A 15,491-nucleotide genomic window follows, 5' to 3' on the forward strand; every position below is an offset into this window, starting at 1 on the left:
AGCGGAGGGGGCTCCGGGCGCTGCTACGGTCGAGCGCATGGCGAGCGCACCCCCCGGACGGCCGCGCGCCTCCGGGGCGTCGCTCACCGGGCTGGGTACGCGGGCCGACATCCTCGCGGCGAGCGCGGCGCTCTTCTGCACGGAGGGGTTCGGCGGCACCAGCACGCACGCCATCGCCGCGGCGGCCGGCATCCGCCAGGCCTCGCTCTACCACCACTTCGGCGGCAAGCACGCGGTGCTGCTCGAGCTGCTGCTCGGCACGGTGCAGCCCTCGCTCGATGCCGCCGCCGTGCTGCTCACCCGCGACGAGCCGCCGGCCGCGCGCCTCTGGGCGCTCTGCGTCTCCGACGCCCGGCTGCTCGCGGCCGGCGAGCACAACGTCGGCGCGCTCTACCTGCTGCCCGAGCTCGGCGACGAGCGCTTCGCCGTGTTCCGCGACCGCCGCTCCGAGCTGGAGACCGCCTACCGCACCCTCGTCGCGGCCTGCGGCGCCGTCGACCCTGCGACCGGCGCCTCCCTCGTGCTCGCCCTCGTCGAGAACGTCATCCTCCAGCGCCGCCGGCAGCCCGCCGAGCCCGGCCCGTCCGCCGAGGCGGTCGCCCTCGCCGCCCTCCGCGTCCTCGACCTCCCGCGCCCCGCCGTCGCCGAGGCGCTCGCCGCCGGCCCGGCCCTGCTCGCCCACCTGCGCTGACGCCCCGCCGCCACTCCTGAGTGCCCGCCCACTCCTGAGTGCCCGTCCACTCCCGAGCGCCCGCCCACTCTCCAAAAGTTGTCGTACTCGAGCGCCGGATACGACAACTTTTGAGGTGTGGCCGAGGGGGCTGCGCGCCGGAGTTAACAGGATCGACCCACGCCCGAAAAGAACCGCGACCGAGCGCGCGGCAGGATCCGTGTCTATCAACCGATAGAAACACCCCGCCGCACCACCCAGCAGCTCGGAGCACGCATGATCATCCTCGGAGTGGGGATCACCGTCGTGGTGATCCTCGCCGTCGGCATCGCGGTCGCCCGCAAGATCGACGGCGACAGCGCCAACTACCTCGTCGCCGGACGCCGCCTCGGCATCCCGCTCGTCGCCGTGAGCCTGACGGCCGCCGCGGTCGACTCGAACGCCACCGTCGGCAACACCGACCTCACCTCGCAGTTCGGCTTCTGGGCGGGCGCCTCGCTCGCGATCGGCCTGGCGATCTGCCTCCTGATCACGGGCCTCTTCCTCGCCAAGCCGATGAACGCGATGAAGCTCTTCACCCTCGCCGACTTCTTCCGGATGCGCTACGACCGCACCACCGAGGTCGTCGCCTCGGTGATCATGGTCTTCTCCTTCACGATCCTGCTGGCCGGCAACCTGGTGGCCTGCGGCTTCCTGCTCGAGCGCTTCGCCGGCATCCCGTACGCCTGGGGCGTGATCCTCTCGGTCGCCCTCGTCCTCAGCTACACGATCGCCGGCGGCCTCTTCTCCGACGCCTACACCGCGGCCATCCAGACCGTGATCACGGTCGTCGCGGCGGTCTCCCTGCTGGTCTGGGTCGCGCTCGCCTACGGCATCGTCATCCCCGAGGGCATGGGGCCGTTCGACTTCGAGCAGCTCACCGACCCGGCGATGGGCGCCCCCGTCAACTGGGCCACCCTCGTCGCCCTCGGCATCGGCGACCTCGTCGCGATCGACTTCATGCAGCGGATCTTCGGCGCCAAGTCGCCCGAGGTCGCCCGCCGCGCCTGCTACGCCGCCGCCGTCGGCACCGCGGCGATCGGCTCGATCTTCGCGATCGTCGCCCTCAGCGCCACCGCCGTCCTGGGGCTCTCGGCCGCCGACGGCCCGGTCCTGTTCACGCTGCTCGACGACTACGCGCCGCCGGTCATCGCGATCCTGGTGCTCTCCGGAGTCGTCGCCGCGTCGTTCTCGACGGCGTCCGGCGCCATCCTCGCCACCTCGGCGATCGTCGTCCGCAACGTGCTCTCGGTCCGCCGCCACTCCGGCAGCGGCCCGGACCCGCTGCTGCGCTGGACCCGCGTCGCCATGGTGCCGATCGTGATCCTCGGATCGTTCCTCGCGATCCGGGTCAGCCAGACCGGCATCCTGCTGACGCTCGCGTTCGACATCATGCTCGCCTGCCTCGCCGCGCCGTTCCTGCTCGGCGTGTTCTGGAAGCGCCCCGGAGTCGTCGCCGCGCTCACCGCGGCGGGCGTCGGCCTGGTCGTCCGCCTGGTCTTCCTGGCGCTCACCCCGACGCTCTACGGCGTGCCGAACGACATCCTCTACGTCCCGAACGACCTGATCGGCGCCGGCTTCGACGGCTACGCCACCCTCGTCGCCGCGGCGATCGGCTTCGGCACCTTCATCGTGGTCGGCCTCCTGGCCCCGCGCACCCCGCGCGAGCTCGCCGGCGAGCGCTCGGTCCGCACCGAGCTCGACCGCGAGCAGCAGGGCGCCCTGGAGCCCGCAGGAGTCTGACCCCCGCCGCGAGTCCGCCTCCCGCCGCGAGTCTGGGTTCTGCCGCGAGTCTGCCTCCCTCCGCGAGATGCCACTTGTGAGCGCTTTCCACGGCGTGTCGCGCTCATAAGTGGCATCTCGCGGGGAGCGGCTCACGGGAGGGGGAGCAGGACCGTCGGGGCGGGGGCGGCCTCGCGGCCCTCGAAGGCGACGGGCTGGCAGACCATCAGGTAGTCGCCGGGCTCGACCTGCGCGAGGTCCGCGTTCTCGAGGATCACGACGCCGGCGCCGCAGAGGATCACGTGCGTCGGCCACTCCTCGGTGTGCGCGGGCGCCTCCATCGTCATGTAGTCCAGGCCTGCGAAGAGCACGCCGTGCTCGACCAGCCAGCGGGCGCCGCTCGGCGCGAGGCCGACCCAGGTCTCCGACTTCACCGCCCGGGTCAGCGCGTCGGTCGAGTTGCGCGTGCGGAACAGCACGCGCACGGCCCCCTCGGCACCGGCCGCGACGAGGTCCTCGTCCGTGATCTCCTCCGCGACGTGCCGCAGATCGAGCACCCGCACCGGTCCGACCACGCTCTCCAGCGCGATCTCGTCGACGGTCGCGCCGCCCGGCACGAAGTGCGACGGCGCGTCGACGTGCGTGCCGGTGTGCGCGCCGATCAGCCAGCGCGAGACGTCGGAGGGGTAGCCGTCCACGATCTGCTCGACCATCTCGTAGGTCGGCCGACGGCCCCAGTGGAGCATCTCGGTGGTGATCGGGATGTTGATCGGGATGGCGCCGGTCATGCGAGCCCTCGTCTCGTGCGGGATGGATCAGTGGATTCATTCACGACTATATTGGATCCAATCAGGAGTGCTGCAGGAGGTTCCCGTGATCGCCGACGACTGGCCGGGCGCCCTTCCGCTCGGCCGCCCCCGCCGCCTCGTCCCGCTCGTGCTCGGCCACGAGCCGATCGCCGAGTCGATCTCGCTCCGCGGCGGCGACCCGGCGCGCTTCCTCCTCGAGCCGGTGACCGGCGCCGCGATCGATCTCGGCGACTCCTGGATCCTGATCGACGGCGGATTCCACCTCGACCGCGTCCGCGACCCCGCCCAGCGCGCCGCGCACTACGACTACGAGAGCTACACCGCCGTCGTCCCGCCCGGCGACGCGCTCGCCGAGCAGGTCGCGGCGGCCGGCCTGCGCTGGAGTGACCTCGCCCTCGTCGCCCTCTCGCACCTGCACCTCGACCACACGGGCGGGTTGCGCCTCGTCCCGGCCGGCACCCCCGTCGCCCTGCAGCGCCGCGAGTGGGAGTGGCTCGGCGAGGGCCTCGGCCGCCGCGAGACCGTCGTCCCGCAGGACCTGCTCGACGCCGACGTCCGGGTGCTGCTCCTCGACGGCGACACCGGGCTCGCCCCCGGCGTCACCGCCCTCGACACCCGCGGGCACACCCCGGGCCACCAGTCGTTCCGGATCGACCTCGCCGACCGCTCGATCGTGCTCGCCTGCGACGCGGCGGACCTCCGCCGCAACCTCGACGAGCGCACCGCCTGCGGTTGGACGGCGCGCCCCGGCGACGCCGAGGCGGCCCAGCGCTCGATCGAGCGCCTCGCCGACCTCGCGGCGGAGCCCGGCGTCGAGGTCTGGCCCGGTCACGACCCCGGCTGGCCCGCCTGGCGGCGCTGATCCTCGCGTCTCCCGCGCCTCCGGTGCACAAAGAAGGCTGGATGCTCCGAATCCGGCGGTTTCGCTCCGATTCGGGGCGTTCAGCCTTACTTGTGTACGCCCGCGACCCCGGTCAGCCCGCCCGGCGGGGCTTCCTTGAGGTTCGCTGAGACGCCCTTGCGATGACGCTTCCGCCGTTGTAAATACTTGTGTGTCACCGGCGAAAAGCCCGGTGGCGAGGCATTTCAGAACAAGTGAGGAGACCATCATGCTTCTGCAGCAGGACCCGTTCCGCGACCTCGACCGCTTCAGCCGGCAGGTCTTCGGCACGGCCGCCCGACCGACCGTGATGCCCCTGGACGCCTGGCGCGAGGGCGACGACTTCGTCGTCGAGCTCGACCTGCCCGGCGTCCGGCCCGAGCGGATCGACATCGATGTCGAGAGGAACGTGCTGACCGTGCGCGCCGAGCGCACCGGCCACCTCCCCGAGGGCGCCGATCCCGTCGCCGCCGAGCGGCAGTGGGGCGTCTTCAGCCGCCAGCTCGTCCTCGGCGACTCCCTCGACACCGAGAGCGTGCACGCCGACTACACGGCGGGCGTGCTGACGCTGCGCATCCCGATCGCCGCGAAGGCGAAGCCGCGCCGGATCAGCCTCGCGTCGAGCGACGTGGGAGCGACCGACGTGACGGTGACCGACGAGGGGTCGGCCGACGCGGTGGCGAGCCCCGACCCCGGCGCGCAGCGCACGATCGACGCCTGATCCGCGTCACTCCGCGGCGCGGCCCGAGTCCTCGATCAGGCGGACCTTCACGTTCACGGCGAGCGGGCCCGTCACCGACGGCTCCGCGTCCAGCAGGCGCCGCAGCTCCTCGCCCACCGCGCGCAGGGTCTCGGGCGCGGGCAGCGCCGCGGTCGCCGCGATGTGCGCGCTCACCGTGGTGAAGCCGTCCGAGCGGTCGATGTCGACGAGCACGTCCGGCTGCCGCAGGGCGAGCTTCACGGCCAGCGCATCGGCGGCCGCCTCGAGGATCGGCTGGGCCGGATAGACGCCGGTGACCCCCTCGGAGTCGCGGATCGCCGCGGTGAGGCGCTGCGAGAGCGCGGTGTCGTCGTTGGCGGGGTCGTCGCGGGCCGTGTCGTCCCGGGCGCTGTCGTCGAGAGCGCTGTCGTCGGTCCCGGTGCTGTCGGTCCCAGTGCTGTCGGTCGCAGTGCTGTCGGTCACGGCTGGTCCTCCCTGCTCGGGTACACGTCGTCCACGGTCACGTCGATCGCACCGACGACGAGCTCGGTGTGCCGCTCGAGGGCGTAGCGGATCCGCTCGCGCAGGCGGTCCGCGACCGTCGCGACGGGGATCCCGAACTCGAGCGCGAAGGTGACGTCGACCCGGATCACCGCGCCCGGGGTCCCGACGTCGCCGTCGAGGGTGCAGCGGCCCATGATGACGCCGCCCATGGTGTCGCCCGCGCGCCGGATCATCCCGCGCACGGCCGCCTCGGTGAGGGCGAGCCGCAGCGTCGGGTCGGGGTGGCGGATCGGCACGTCGCGCCCGGAGCGCACCTCGGACCGGATCGCGTCGAGCAGCCCGGCGATCCAGACCTCGTCGCGGTCCGGCTCCTCGTCGGCGCGGCGGCGCAGCGCGCTCGCCGACAGCTCGTTCAGGCGGGTGAGGTTCGCGAGCGCCAGGCGGCAGGCCGCGGAGCCCTCGATGGAGGGATCGACCGGGGTGCGCCCGCGGTCGAGGTACTCGCCGAGCTCCTCCAGCGTGTGGCCGTCGAGGTCGTCGTCGGGCGCGGCGTTCTCGGGCACGGCGTCGACCGGCACGGCGTTGTCGTCCGGCTCGGCGGTGGGCATGTCGTCGGTGGTCATCGCCATGCCTCCAGTTCGTGGAGCAGGAAGCGGCGGGCTCGGGCGAGCAGGCCGCGGACCGTCGAGACGGGGAGTTCGAGAGCGTCGGCGATCTCCTGGTAGCTGTAGCCGGCGGTCTCGCGGAGCAGCCAACAGCGTCGCTGATCGGGAGGCAATCGGTCCAGTGCCTCCCAGACGGCGTCCAGCTGGAGCCGCGCCTCGACGATCCGCTCGGGCGAGCTCTCGGCGGGCGCCGGCGGGTCCCAGTCGTCGATGTCGTCGTGGCGGCGCCGGACGCGGATCCGGTCGATCGCCTTGTGCGAGACGATCCGCATCAGCCAGTTGCGGATGTGCGCGGGGCTGTCGAGGTCGCCGAGGCGGCGCCAGCCGGTGAGGAACGCCTCCTGCACGATGTCGTCGGACTCCGCCTCGGAGCCGAGCAGCTTGGCGGCGTACACCCGCATCAGCGCGCCGTGGCGCCGGGCGAGCTGCTCGAACGCGGCGACGTCGCCGTCCACGGCCCGCGAGGCGAGCGTCGCGTCGGACGCGCGGAGCAGCGGATCGTCGGGCTGCGCGTCGTCGGGCTGGGCGTCATCGGGCCGGGCGTCGTCGGGCCGGCCGTCGTCGGGTCGCGCGTCGTCGGGCCGGGCGTCGTCCTGCCGGGCGTCGTCGGGCTGCGCCGCGGGCAGTGCCTCCGCCACGATCGCCACCTCCCGCCGTTCCGCCGTCGTTCCGCGCCTGCGGGCGTTCTCCGCAGGTGCCGCTCCGAATGCCTATCAGCCTCCACCCTCTCCGGCGAATCCGCTGGCCGGATTGCGAGCACGCCCCGGATCCGTGACGTTTCCGGCCGTCGACCCGTCTGTATCTGTAGAGCCCCGAGGCCCACCCCCGGTCCGCCTCTGGTCTCCCAGACCCCGAGAGAAGCCCGACCATGCACACCTCCCCTCCACGGACGGCACGCCCGGCCGTCCCCGGCTCGACCGCGACCCCCGGCTCGACCCCCGCCCCCCGTTCCACCCCCGCCCCCGGCTCGACCTTCACGATGGGCAGCCCCTTCGCCTCCGCCGGCGACCTCTCCGGCGGCACCGAGCGGCGCTTCGAGGCCGCCGGAGGCGACCCCGCCGAGGCGTCCGCGGTCTACGCCGAGGCGTACGGCGGCGGCTCGTTCCGCGTGGAGCCGGGCTCGCGCGGCTTCTCCTTCCGCTACGCCTACCGCGGGAGCGAGCGCGTCACCCTCCGCACCTCCGACTGCGCCGGCGCGCTGACCGGCGAGATCGCGCACCTGCGCGAGTACGTCGTCGGCTGGTTCCGCGCCGGCGGCGGCCAGCTCAACCTGCGGCCCTTCACCCGCACCGGCGCCGCGTCGGCACCGTTCCTGCTGCCCGCCGAGCGCCAGTTCGGCCTGGCCTACCAGCCGCACCGCCAGAACCTCGTGCACTTCGCGCCCGGCTTCCTCGAGGACGTGGCGACCGAGTCGCACTCCGGCCCCCGCCAGCCCGTCTCCTTCGACCACGAGGCCGACGCCGACCCCGGCGTCCTCGCCCGCTGGCGCACCGCCGTGACCGACGCGACGGCCGCGCTCGCCAGCGCCGCGATCGCGCCGCTGGTGCGCTTCACCGCCGAGCTCAACCTGGCCCGCGCGCTGCTGCTGCTCTTCCCGTGGCGCGCCTGGGACGTCCCCGCCGTGCTGCGCCGCCCCTCCGCCTCGCGCACCCGCGTCGCCCTGGACTTCCTGCAGCACCACGCGCACGAGCCGATCACCCCGGCCGACGCCGCCCGCGCCGCCGGCCTGCACACCCGCACCCTGCAGCAGGCCACCCAGCGCCACCTCGGCGTCTCGCCGTCGGTCTACCTCCGCGACGTCCGCCTCGACCGCGCCCACCACGACCTCGTCGAGGGCGACCCCTGCTCGACGACCGTCGCCGCCGTGGCCCGCGACTGGGGCTTCGGCAACCTCGGCCGCTTCGCGAGCGCCTACCAGACCCGCTTCCAGGAGCTGCCGAGCCACACGCTGCGCCACTGAGCGCGCGGCGGCCGCGCCGCGGACGTCACTGCCCCCCGATCATCGCGAGCGACGGCGCGCGGCCCTTCTCGATGTGGGTGAAGGCGATCGACTCGGCGAGGCGGTCGTTGCCCGCGCGGATCGCGTCGAGCAGGCCGTGGTGCTCGTCGGACTGCTGGCGCTGGTCGCGGGCGCTGGTCAGGTAGAACAGCCAGGTCATCCGGCCGGTGACGGCGCGCATCAGCGAGGTGAGCAGGGCGCTGCCGGCCACCTCGACGATCGCCTCGTGCACGACGGTCGAGGTCTCGGCGACCTCCAGCCAGTCCTCGCTGTCGAGGGCGCGGTGCTCGGCGTCGATCGCGTCGAGCAGCGGAGCGAGGGAGGCGCCGCGGGCGACGGCCTGCGCGGCGAGGCGCGCGGCGAGCGTCTCGAGACTCAGCCGGACGTCGAAGAGCTCGACCACGTCCTCGACGCTCCACTGCGCGACGCGGGTGGAGCGACGGGGCAGCATCCGCACGAAGCCCTCGTTCGCGAGCTGCGGCACGGCCTCGCGCACCGGCAGCCGCGAGACGTGCAGCTCGGCGGCCAGTGAAGCCTCGACGAGCCGCGACCCCTGCGGGTGCTGGCCGAGGATGATCTGCCGGCGCAGCGTCCGGTAGGTCTGGCTGGCGAGCGACTCCTCGGTGCTGGCGAGTGTCATGACGGTCCTCCTCGCGACGCCGGTGCGCCCATTCAACACGCTCGGCCCGGCCTGCGCGGTCCGCCGGCCACCGCGCCCATCCGCGTGCTCAGCCGCCGGGCCAGCTGCGCTCCTTCGGCAGCGGCCGGGCGTAGCTGTCGATCCGGCTGGTGCCGAGCCGCTGGCGGACGAGCGTCTCGACGAGCGCGGCCGCCGCGGCGACCCCGTCGACGACCGGCACCGGCAGCCGCGCGCCGACGTGCTCCTCGAGTCCCGCCATGCCCGCGCAGCCGAGGCAGATCACCTCGGCGCCGCGGGCGATCGCCCGCTCGCCGGCGGCGACGAACGCGTCGAGGGTGGCCTGCGGATCCTCCTCCAGCTCGAGGACGCCGAGGCCGGTGTCCTCGATCGCGGCGCAGTGCGCGATCAGGCCCGCGGTGGTGAGGCTGTCCTCGATCTGGCCGACCGCGCGGCGGACCGTGGTGACCACCCCGTAGCGGCGGCCGAGCAGCATCGCGAGGTGCGCGGACGCCTCCGTGATGTCGACGACGGGCACGTCGAGCAGCTCGCGGGCGCCCTCGCGGCCGTGCTCGCCGAAGCCGGCCATCACGACGCCGTCGATGCCGGCCGGCAGCCGCTCGAGGGTGTGCAGGACGGCCGCGGCGCTGAGGAAGCTGTCGTACCAGCCCTCGGCCGAGGCGACGCCCCAGCTCGGCGTGATCGCGACGATCTCGGTGCCCGGCCCGACGGCGAGCCGGGCGCGGGCGGCGGCCGTCTCGGTCATCGACTCGGTCGTGTTGCAGTTGACGACGGCGATGCGCATCAGCGGCCCGCCGCCGCGGGGACGCCGGACAGCCGGACAGTGCTGCCCGCGTCCCGCAGCCGCGCCAGGTCGATCAGCGCGGCGGCGACGGCGAGGTCCTGCGCGGCGAGGCCGACGGAGTCGAACACGGTGATCTCCTCCGCGCGCGTGCGGCCGGGAGCGGTGCCGGCCACGACGTCACCGAGCTCGAGCAGCCCGGCCGCGGCGTCGAGGGCGCCCTCCGCGATCGCGAGGACGAGGTCGCCGGACTTCGCCCGCGCGGTGGCGGCGCTGTCGACGACGAGCGTGCCGATCGCCATCGCCGCGGAGTCGAGCTCGCGGTGCTCCGGCCGCGGGCGGGCGCCCACGGCGTTCACGTGCTGGCCGGCGTGCAGCCAGGCCCCGCGCACGATCGGCTCGACCGACGGCGTCAGCGTGCAGAGCACGTCGGAGCGCTCGGCGACGGCCCGCGGATTGGTGGCGCGGGTCACGGAGCGCCCCACCGCCTCCTCGAACCGGTCGAGCGTCGCGTCCGACCGCGACCAGACCACGATCTCGTCCAGGTCGCGCACCGCCTGCAGCGCGCGGACGTGCGCGACGGCGAGGTTGCCGGCGCCGATCAGCCCGAGGACCCGGCTGTCCGCCCGGGCGAGGTGCCGGGTGGCGACCGCGGAGGCGGCGGCGGTCCGGGCCCGGGTGATCAGCGCTCCGTCCAGGACGGCCACGCACTCCCCGGTGAGCAGCGAGGTGACCAGGATGGTCGAGCGCTGCGTCGGCAGCCCTCGCGCCGCGTTGCCGGGCAGGTCCGCCATCAGCTTCACGGCGGCCAGGCCCAGGGCGTCGGAGCGGACCGCCATCGGCAGGATCAGCCCGTCGTCCTCGCCCGCGAGGGCCGTCGGCGCGCCCTGGTGCAGCGCCCCGGAGCCGAGGTCCGCGAACACCTGCTCGACCGCGCCGAGCACGTCGACGTCGGGGAGCAGTCCGGCGATCTGCTCGGAGGCGAGGACGAGCGTCATCAGCGCGCGCCGACCGTCGTGCGGCCGGTCAGCTCGGCGAGCGAGGGGGCGCGGGTGACGAGCCCGGCCTCCGCGAGGATCCGCATCCAGCGGTCGGAGGCGGCCTCGTCGATCACGGTCGTGTCCCAGACCCCGCCGGCGGCCATCTCGTCGGCGGCCTCGTGCAGCAGCACCGGGTCGCGGTCGGGCCAGCGCGCGGCGAGCACCGCGTCGATCTCGGCGCCGGCCTCGCCCGCCGTGATCCGCTGCATGGCCGTCTCGATCGCGTCGACGAAGCGCTCGGTGCGGTCGGCGAGCTCCTCGACCCGCTCGGTGCGGGTGTAGTAGACGCTGTTGGGCATCACGCCCGCGTCGAGGTGGCGGAAGACGATCTGCCCGCCGCCGGCCGCGACGAGCTCCTTCGCCGAGAGCAGGTCGAGCACGATCGCGTCGCCGAGGCCGTCGCGGTAGAGCTCGAGCATCATCGCCGTGGACAGGTCGCGCGCCCAGCGGGTGGCGGAGACGTCGAGCCCGGCCTCGCGGATCAGCCCGGCGGTGAACTCGAACGGCGCGCTGCCGCCGGCGCCCGGGGCGAGGACGACCTTGCCGGCCAGCCAGTCGAGGCCGACCGGTCCGGAGCCGTCGCGGGCCACGATCGTCATCGGGAAGCGGTGGTTGAGCTGGCCGACGACGGTCAGCTCCCGGCTGGTGCCGGCGTACATGCCGGGGACCCAGAGCCCGCCGAGGGCGAGGTCGGCGGCGCCGGAGTCGAGGTCGTCGAGGACGCCGGTCCAGGGGTCGCAGGCGGTGGCGGTGACGGCGAGGCCGCGCTCGGCGAACAGGCCGCCGACGTCGGCGACGTACTCGGGGAGGTAGTTCAGTCCGTTGGCGGTGGCCGAGACGGTGAGGGTGTCCATGGTGCTCCTTGAGGTGCTGTCCGGTGGTGGGTCGCGCCCCCGGCGCCGGAGCGCCGGGGGCACGGGTGGGTCAGTGGGCGGCGGCGGCGATCGCGTTCTCGTTGACGTCCTCGAGCGAGCGTCCCCGGGTCTCCGGGGCGAAGCGGGAGGCGACGACGAGCACCGCGTACATCACGGCGGCGAGGCCGAAGACGCCGGCGAAGGCGAACGAGCCGTAGAGCGCGACGGCGAGGAACGGCATGACCGCTCCGGCGATGTTGCCGATGCCGTTGACGATCGAGGCTCCGGAGGCGCGGATCGCGGTCGGGAAGATCTCGGCGGTCCAGGTGGCGAGGGTCGTGTTGGTGACCATCGTGAAGAACTGGAAGAGCGCGCCGAGCACGAGGATCGCTCCGGTGCCGTTGCCGAAGCCGGCGAAGGCGAGCGCGGTGAGGCAGCCGAGGACTCCGGCGGCGCCGACGGCGGTGCGGCGGCCGACGCGACCGGCGATCAGGGCCGCGGTCGTCGCTCCGAGGAGCGAGCCGATGTTCATGATCATCGTGTAGAGCAGGCTCTCCGAGACGGAGTAGCCGCGCTCGACCAGCAGGGTCGGCATCAGGAAGTTCAGCGTGACCTGCGAGCCGAAGGCCATCCAGGACGCGATGCCGAGGGCGGCGGTGCGGCGGATCACCGGGCGGCTGAAGACGGCAGCGGGGGAGGCGGACATCCGCACGGGCGGCAGGTCGTCGGGCGAGAGCTCGACGGGCGGGCGGGCGGTGGTGGGGGTGAGCGAGTTCGAGGCGAGGATCGCGAGCGAGCGGTTCGCCTCCTCCGTGCGGCCCTGCGAGAGCAGCCAGCGCGGCGTCTCCGGCAGCTTGCGGCGGTAGAAGACGACCAGCAGTGCGGGGACCGCGAGGATCACGAACGACCAGCGCCACACCGAGTCGGGGCCGCCGAGCGGGGTCTCCAGCGGGCCGAGCAGCAGCAGGAACAGGCCGTAGGAGAGGAAGTTTCCCAGGCCGCCGGCGCCGACGTTGACGGCGCCGATCGCGGTGCCGCGGAAGCGGGTGGAGACCATCTCGGAGAGCATGACCAGGCCGATCATGAACTCGCCGCCGATGCCGATGCCGACGATCAGGCGGCTGACGAGCAGCATCTCGTAGTTCATCGCGACGGCGCTGAGCAGTCCGCCGAGCGTGTAGATCAGCAGGTTCAGGCTGAGCGAGAAGCGGCGGCCGTAGCGGTCGGCGAGGTAGCCGGCCAGCAGGCGGCCGATCAGTCCGCCGATGACCGTGGCGGTGTTGATCGTCGTGAGCTGGATGTCGCCGATCTGCAGCGTCTCCTTGATGTGGCTGCCCATGGCACCCACCGAGTTCTGCTCGAGTGTGTTGAAGAACTCCCCGGCGAGGATCAGCAGGAAGATCCAGAACTGCGCGCGGGTGAAGCCGATGGAGTCGAGGACGGAGGCGACCGTGTGTCCGGAGGCGGGCGGAGCGGTGGTGCGGGATACAGCTGACATGTGTAGCTCCCAGCAGGGCGAGGGGTGAGGCGGCTCCAGAGTGATGGTCACCGCGAGGACTCCTCTTTTGTATCCCAAACCCCGTTTCGGGCAGGTTTCCACGATGCTACAACCTGCGCACGCGGGCGTCGAACCGGGTGAGAGGGCGCTTGCGGTGCGGTGATTCCGCACCTGCTGTATACAAAACGGGTCTGAACGCAGTGCGGAGCCCGCCCCGAGCCCGCCCCACGACTGCGCGGAGCCCGCCCTGAGCCCGCCCGGACGCTCGCACGGACGCCCGTGTCGCCGACAGCTGCCGCGCATCTCCCGGGCCTGTGGACGGCGCTGGCCGCAGAGCGCGTCGTCGCTCGACGTTTCCTGCGCACTGGCTGATCCGGCGGGACGATCCCGGAGCCGCGCACGTCTGATTCATGTGCGACGGATCGTCGTCACCGCGACCGAGTCGCGCATCACCTTCTATCAGGGAGAGCATCATGACCAACGTCACCCCCAGCACCCTCGCCACCACCTCGGCCAAGCACGGCACCGAGACCTCGACCGGCAAGAACACGATCGCCGACGGCGTCGTCGAGAAGGTCGCCGGCATCGCCGCCCGCCAGGTCGCCGGCGTCCACGACCTCGGTGGCGGAGCCGCCCGCGCCATCGGCGCCATCCGCAACGCGATCAACGCGCAGGACCGCGGCCAGGGCATCTCCGTCGAGGTCGGCGAGAAGCAGGTCGCCGCCGACATCACGGTCGTCGCCGAGTACCCCGTCGCGCTGCAGAAGCTCGCCGACAGCATCCGCTCCGCCGTCTCCGAGGCCATCTCCTCGGTCGTCGGCATGGAGGTCACCGAGGTCAACGTGACCATCGCCGACGTCTACATCCCCTCGGACGACAAGGACGAGGACACCGAGAGCCGCGTCAAGTGACTCCGTCCCACCTCGGCCTGATCCTGGGCGCCGTCCTCGCCGTCACCGGCCTGGTCTTCGGCTTCTGGGCACTCCTCTGGGTCGCCCTCGCCATGGCCGTCGGCTACGGCGTCGGCCGCGTCGTCGAGGGCAAGCTCGACCTGAGCTCGCTCGCCGACACCCTCCGCGGGCGGCGGTCCTCGTGACCGCGGCGGTGATGGCCGACCAGGCCCGCCACGGCCGCACGACGATCACCTCGCGCGCCGTGCGCAGGGTCGTGTCGGCCGTCACCGCGGAGGCGCTCGACGTCGACGCGTCGGACGTCTCGGTCGAGCTGGACGACGACGGGGGGAAGCTGCACGTCACCGCGCAGGCCCCCCTGCGCATCCGTCCGCTCGGCGAGGAGGACCGCCGCTCCGGCACCGTCCTCAGCCGTCTCAGCACGGCCCAGTCCACCATCCGCACCCGCTGCCTCGAGCTGACCGGGTCCACCATCGGGCGCGTCGACCTCCGGATCACCGGGGCCGACCTGCGCGAGCGAAGGAGAGTCTCGTGACGACCCCCGCAGCATCAGGGACCCGCTCCACGGGCGCGCTGTACCCCAGGCTCGTCCGGCGCGAGATCACCTCGTCCCGCTCCACCTCGGCGATCGTCCTCGCGGTCCTGCTCATCCTCGTCTTCGCGTGGATCGGCACGGAGGCGGTGCTCGCCGCCCTCGGGCAGCCCGCGCTGCTCGTCGCCCCGCAGGACGGAGCGGCCGCGGTGCTCGGCGCCGCGAGCGCTCCCGTCCCGCTGATCGTCGCCGGCGGAGTGGTCGCCGCGCTGATCGGGCTCGTCCTGATCATCGTGTCCTTCTCCCCGGGCCGTCGCGGCCGCCGCCGCGCCGCCGCCGACCGCACCGCGGCCGTCATCGACGACCGCGTGATCGCGCAGAGCCTCGCCCGCACCGCCGCCTACGCCGGCGACGTCGACCCCGACCAGGTGTCGGTGTTGATCGGCGGACGCACGGCCGGTGTCACCGTCGGCCGCACCTCCGGGCGCAGCCTCGACGTCGGCACCATCCGCGAGGCGGTCGACGCCGAGCTCGCCGGCTACGACATCAGCCCGAAGCTCACGGCCCGCGTGCGCCTGTCCGAGAAGGGGACGGTCCGATGACCACCACCAACCGGTTCCTCAACCGCCTCCTCCTGTTCGTCGTGGGCCTCGTGCTCCTGCTCGCCGGCGGTGCCGTCGCGGCGGGGGCGCTGTTCCCCGACGTCCAGCAGACGGTCTCCACCGGCGCGGAGGACGCGACGCAGCCCACCAGCGACGCCCTCTCCGGCGGGCAGCCGTGGATCCTCTGGGTCGCGGCCGTGGTCGCCCTCGTGCTGATCCTGCTGCTGGTGCGCTTCATCGTGCGCCAGGGCCGGGGACGCACCTCGACGCTGCTGCGTGTGGGCTCCGGCTCCGGCGCGGGCACGCCGACCGGCGGCTCCGTGACCATCGACGCGAAGGTCGCCGAGCACGTCCTCGAGGAGGCGCTGTCGCACGATCCCTCGATCGTCGCGCTCGACGTCACCGCCTTCGAGGTCAAGCACCGCACCGTCCTCCGCGTCACCGCGCACACCCGCCGCGGCGTCTCGCCGATGCGGACCCGCCGCGCGATCGACGACGCGGTGAAGAGCTGGGACGCCGTGCTGGGCGAGGAGACCCCCGTGGTCATCCAGATCGTCAGCGGAATCCGCACCAGGATGAGCAGCAGCGCCCGCGTGCAGTAGCGGCGTCCGCGCCGCCCCGTGCCGC

The 15,491-nt window shown here is 73.4% G+C and carries 19 protein-coding genes; 10 read left to right on the forward strand and 9 right to left on the reverse strand.

Annotation, left to right across the window (positions count from 1 at the left end; all coding sequences use genetic code 11):
• Nucleotides 1-37: 37 nt before the first annotated feature.
• Together EDF36_RS01705 and EDF36_RS01710 are read left to right on the forward strand one after the other, a co-directional pair.
• A complete protein-coding gene (locus tag EDF36_RS01705; RefSeq protein ID WP_123705859.1) occupies nt 38-691 on the forward strand; it encodes a TetR/AcrR family transcriptional regulator in 654 nt (217 codons plus the stop codon).
• Nucleotides 692-946: 255 nt separating this feature from the next.
• Entirely contained in the window at nt 947-2,452 is a 1,506-nt protein-coding gene (locus tag EDF36_RS01710) for a sodium:solute symporter family protein (RefSeq protein ID WP_123731645.1), read from the forward strand.
• Nucleotides 2,453-2,583: 131 nt separating this feature from the next.
• On the opposite strand, the gene EDF36_RS01715 is transcribed toward EDF36_RS01710, so the two are convergent.
• Nucleotides 2,584-3,219 carry a cyclase family protein gene (locus EDF36_RS01715; RefSeq protein WP_123731646.1) on the reverse strand — a complete coding sequence of 212 codons (636 nt, stop codon included), beginning with the start codon at nt 3,217-3,219 and terminating at the stop codon, nt 2,584-2,586.
• 85 nt (nt 3,220-3,304) lie between these two features.
• Here EDF36_RS01715 and EDF36_RS01720 point away from each other — a divergent pair, with 85 nt between their 5' ends.
• Nucleotides 3,305-4,102 carry an N-acyl homoserine lactonase family protein gene (locus EDF36_RS01720; protein WP_185020325.1) on the forward strand — a complete coding sequence of 266 codons (798 nt, stop codon included), beginning with the start codon at nt 3,305-3,307 and terminating at the stop codon, nt 4,100-4,102.
• A gap of 247 nt (nt 4,103-4,349) precedes the next feature.
• A complete protein-coding gene (locus EDF36_RS01725) occupies nt 4,350-4,841 on the forward strand; it encodes an Hsp20/alpha crystallin family protein (RefSeq protein ID WP_123731648.1) in 492 nt (163 codons plus the stop codon).
• 6 nt (nt 4,842-4,847) lie between these two features.
• Here EDF36_RS01725 and EDF36_RS01730 read toward each other — a convergent pair whose 3' ends face one another.
• The 3 genes from EDF36_RS01730 to EDF36_RS01740 are packed head-to-tail and all read right to left on the reverse strand — an operon-like array spanning nt 4,848 to nt 6,627.
• A complete protein-coding gene (locus EDF36_RS01730; RefSeq protein ID WP_123705854.1) occupies nt 4,848-5,303 on the reverse strand; it encodes a hypothetical protein in 456 nt (151 codons plus the stop codon).
• On the reverse strand, nt 5,300-5,947 hold the full coding sequence (locus EDF36_RS01735; protein WP_133961001.1) for an Asp23/Gls24 family envelope stress response protein: 648 nt from the start codon (nt 5,945-5,947) through the stop codon (nt 5,300-5,302). Before EDF36_RS01735 ends, EDF36_RS01730 begins: the two co-directional genes overlap by 4 nt.
• Nucleotides 5,944-6,627 carry an RNA polymerase sigma factor gene (locus EDF36_RS01740; protein WP_311316372.1) on the reverse strand — a complete coding sequence of 228 codons (684 nt, stop codon included), beginning with the start codon at nt 6,625-6,627 and terminating at the stop codon, nt 5,944-5,946. The genes EDF36_RS01735 and EDF36_RS01740 overlap by 4 nt, the downstream gene beginning before the upstream one ends.
• Nucleotides 6,628-6,857: 230 nt before the next feature.
• On the opposite strand from EDF36_RS01740, the gene EDF36_RS01750 reads away from it, so the two are divergent.
• Nucleotides 6,858-7,949, forward strand: a complete 1,092-nt coding sequence (locus tag EDF36_RS01750) for a helix-turn-helix domain-containing protein (RefSeq protein WP_148059948.1) — start codon at nt 6,858-6,860, stop codon at nt 7,947-7,949.
• A gap of 25 nt (nt 7,950-7,974) precedes the next feature.
• Here the strand turns inward: EDF36_RS01750 and EDF36_RS01755 are convergent, their stop codons facing one another.
• The 5 genes from EDF36_RS01755 to EDF36_RS01775 form a co-directional block, all read right to left on the reverse strand.
• Complete coding sequence (locus tag EDF36_RS01755; protein ID WP_123731652.1) at nt 7,975-8,628, reverse strand: GntR family transcriptional regulator; 654 nt, start codon at nt 8,626-8,628, stop codon at nt 7,975-7,977.
• An 88-nt stretch (nt 8,629-8,716) separates the two neighbouring features.
• The gene (locus tag EDF36_RS01760; protein ID WP_104226500.1) at nt 8,717-9,430 is read right to left on the reverse strand and encodes an aspartate/glutamate racemase family protein; all 714 of its coding nucleotides are present in this window, start codon (nt 9,428-9,430) and stop codon (nt 8,717-8,719) included.
• Nucleotides 9,430-10,425 carry an ornithine cyclodeaminase family protein gene (locus tag EDF36_RS01765; protein ID WP_123705850.1) on the reverse strand — a complete coding sequence of 332 codons (996 nt, stop codon included), beginning with the start codon at nt 10,423-10,425 and terminating at the stop codon, nt 9,430-9,432. Before EDF36_RS01765 ends, EDF36_RS01760 begins: the two co-directional genes overlap by 1 nt.
• The gene (locus EDF36_RS01770) at nt 10,425-11,321 is read right to left on the reverse strand and encodes an ABC transporter substrate-binding protein (RefSeq protein ID WP_104238902.1); all 897 of its coding nucleotides are present in this window, start codon (nt 11,319-11,321) and stop codon (nt 10,425-10,427) included. Before EDF36_RS01770 ends, EDF36_RS01765 begins: the two co-directional genes overlap by 1 nt.
• A gap of 70 nt (nt 11,322-11,391) precedes the next feature.
• Nucleotides 11,392-12,819, reverse strand: a complete 1,428-nt coding sequence (locus EDF36_RS01775) for an MFS transporter (RefSeq protein ID WP_243581528.1) — start codon at nt 12,817-12,819, stop codon at nt 11,392-11,394.
• A 473-nt stretch (nt 12,820-13,292) separates the two neighbouring features.
• Here EDF36_RS01775 and EDF36_RS01780 point away from each other — a divergent pair, with 473 nt between their 5' ends.
• Genes EDF36_RS01780 through EDF36_RS01800 form a run of 5 tightly spaced genes read left to right on the forward strand, consistent with a single transcriptional unit; the run spans nt 13,293 to nt 15,466 of the window.
• A complete protein-coding gene (locus EDF36_RS01780; protein ID WP_123705848.1) occupies nt 13,293-13,730 on the forward strand; it encodes an Asp23/Gls24 family envelope stress response protein in 438 nt (145 codons plus the stop codon).
• On the forward strand, nt 13,727-13,915 hold the full coding sequence (locus EDF36_RS01785; RefSeq protein WP_123447468.1) for a DUF2273 domain-containing protein: 189 nt from the start codon (nt 13,727-13,729) through the stop codon (nt 13,913-13,915). The genes EDF36_RS01780 and EDF36_RS01785 overlap by 4 nt, the downstream gene beginning before the upstream one ends.
• Nucleotides 13,912-14,265 (forward strand): hypothetical protein, encoded by a 354-nt coding sequence (locus EDF36_RS01790; protein WP_243839852.1) that lies wholly within the window; start codon nt 13,912-13,914, stop codon nt 14,263-14,265. The genes EDF36_RS01785 and EDF36_RS01790 overlap by 4 nt, the downstream gene beginning before the upstream one ends.
• Nucleotides 14,262-14,864 carry a hypothetical protein gene (locus EDF36_RS01795; protein ID WP_123731653.1) on the forward strand — a complete coding sequence of 201 codons (603 nt, stop codon included), beginning with the start codon at nt 14,262-14,264 and terminating at the stop codon, nt 14,862-14,864. The genes EDF36_RS01790 and EDF36_RS01795 overlap by 4 nt, the downstream gene beginning before the upstream one ends.
• Complete coding sequence (locus EDF36_RS01800) at nt 14,861-15,466, forward strand: hypothetical protein (RefSeq protein WP_123731654.1); 606 nt, start codon at nt 14,861-14,863, stop codon at nt 15,464-15,466. Before EDF36_RS01795 ends, EDF36_RS01800 begins: the two co-directional genes overlap by 4 nt.
• Nucleotides 15,467-15,491 lie beyond the last annotated feature (25 nt).

This window comes from Rathayibacter sp. PhB152 (genome assembly GCF_003751395.1).
GTDB lineage: Bacteria > Actinomycetota > Actinomycetes > Actinomycetales > Microbacteriaceae > Rathayibacter > Rathayibacter festucae.

What these genes read in the sequence shown, in the direction of transcription:
- EDF36_RS01780 (WP_123705848.1), top strand. Translation starts at nt 13,293, where the DNA reads ATGACCAACGTCACCCCCAGCACCCTCGCCACCACCTCGGCCAAGCAC.
- EDF36_RS01800 (WP_123731654.1), top strand. Translation starts at nt 14,861, where the DNA reads ATGACCACCACCAACCGGTTCCTCAACCGCCTCCTCCTGTTCGTCGTG.
- EDF36_RS01750 (WP_148059948.1), top strand. Translation starts at nt 6,858, where the DNA reads ATGCACACCTCCCCTCCACGGACGGCACGCCCGGCCGTCCCCGGCTCG.
- EDF36_RS01715 (WP_123731646.1), bottom strand. Translation starts at nt 3,219, where the DNA reads ATGACCGGCGCCATCCCGATCAACATCCCGATCACCACCGAGATGCTC.
- EDF36_RS01765 (WP_123705850.1), bottom strand. Translation starts at nt 10,425, where the DNA reads ATGACGCTCGTCCTCGCCTCCGAGCAGATCGCCGGACTGCTCCCCGAC.
- EDF36_RS01770 (WP_104238902.1), bottom strand. Translation starts at nt 11,321, where the DNA reads ATGGACACCCTCACCGTCTCGGCCACCGCCAACGGACTGAACTACCTC.
- EDF36_RS01760 (WP_104226500.1), bottom strand. Translation starts at nt 9,430, where the DNA reads ATGCGCATCGCCGTCGTCAACTGCAACACGACCGAGTCGATGACCGAG.
- EDF36_RS01735 (WP_133961001.1), bottom strand. Translation starts at nt 5,947, where the DNA reads ATGACCACCGACGACATGCCCACCGCCGAGCCGGACGACAACGCCGTG.
- EDF36_RS01710 (WP_123731645.1), top strand. Translation starts at nt 947, where the DNA reads ATGATCATCCTCGGAGTGGGGATCACCGTCGTGGTGATCCTCGCCGTC.
- EDF36_RS01705 (WP_123705859.1), top strand. Translation starts at nt 38, where the DNA reads ATGGCGAGCGCACCCCCCGGACGGCCGCGCGCCTCCGGGGCGTCGCTC.
- EDF36_RS01725 (WP_123731648.1), top strand. Translation starts at nt 4,350, where the DNA reads ATGCTTCTGCAGCAGGACCCGTTCCGCGACCTCGACCGCTTCAGCCGG.
- EDF36_RS01775 (WP_243581528.1), bottom strand. Translation starts at nt 12,819, where the DNA reads ATGTCAGCTGTATCCCGCACCACCGCTCCGCCCGCCTCCGGACACACG.
- EDF36_RS01755 (WP_123731652.1), bottom strand. Translation starts at nt 8,628, where the DNA reads ATGACACTCGCCAGCACCGAGGAGTCGCTCGCCAGCCAGACCTACCGG.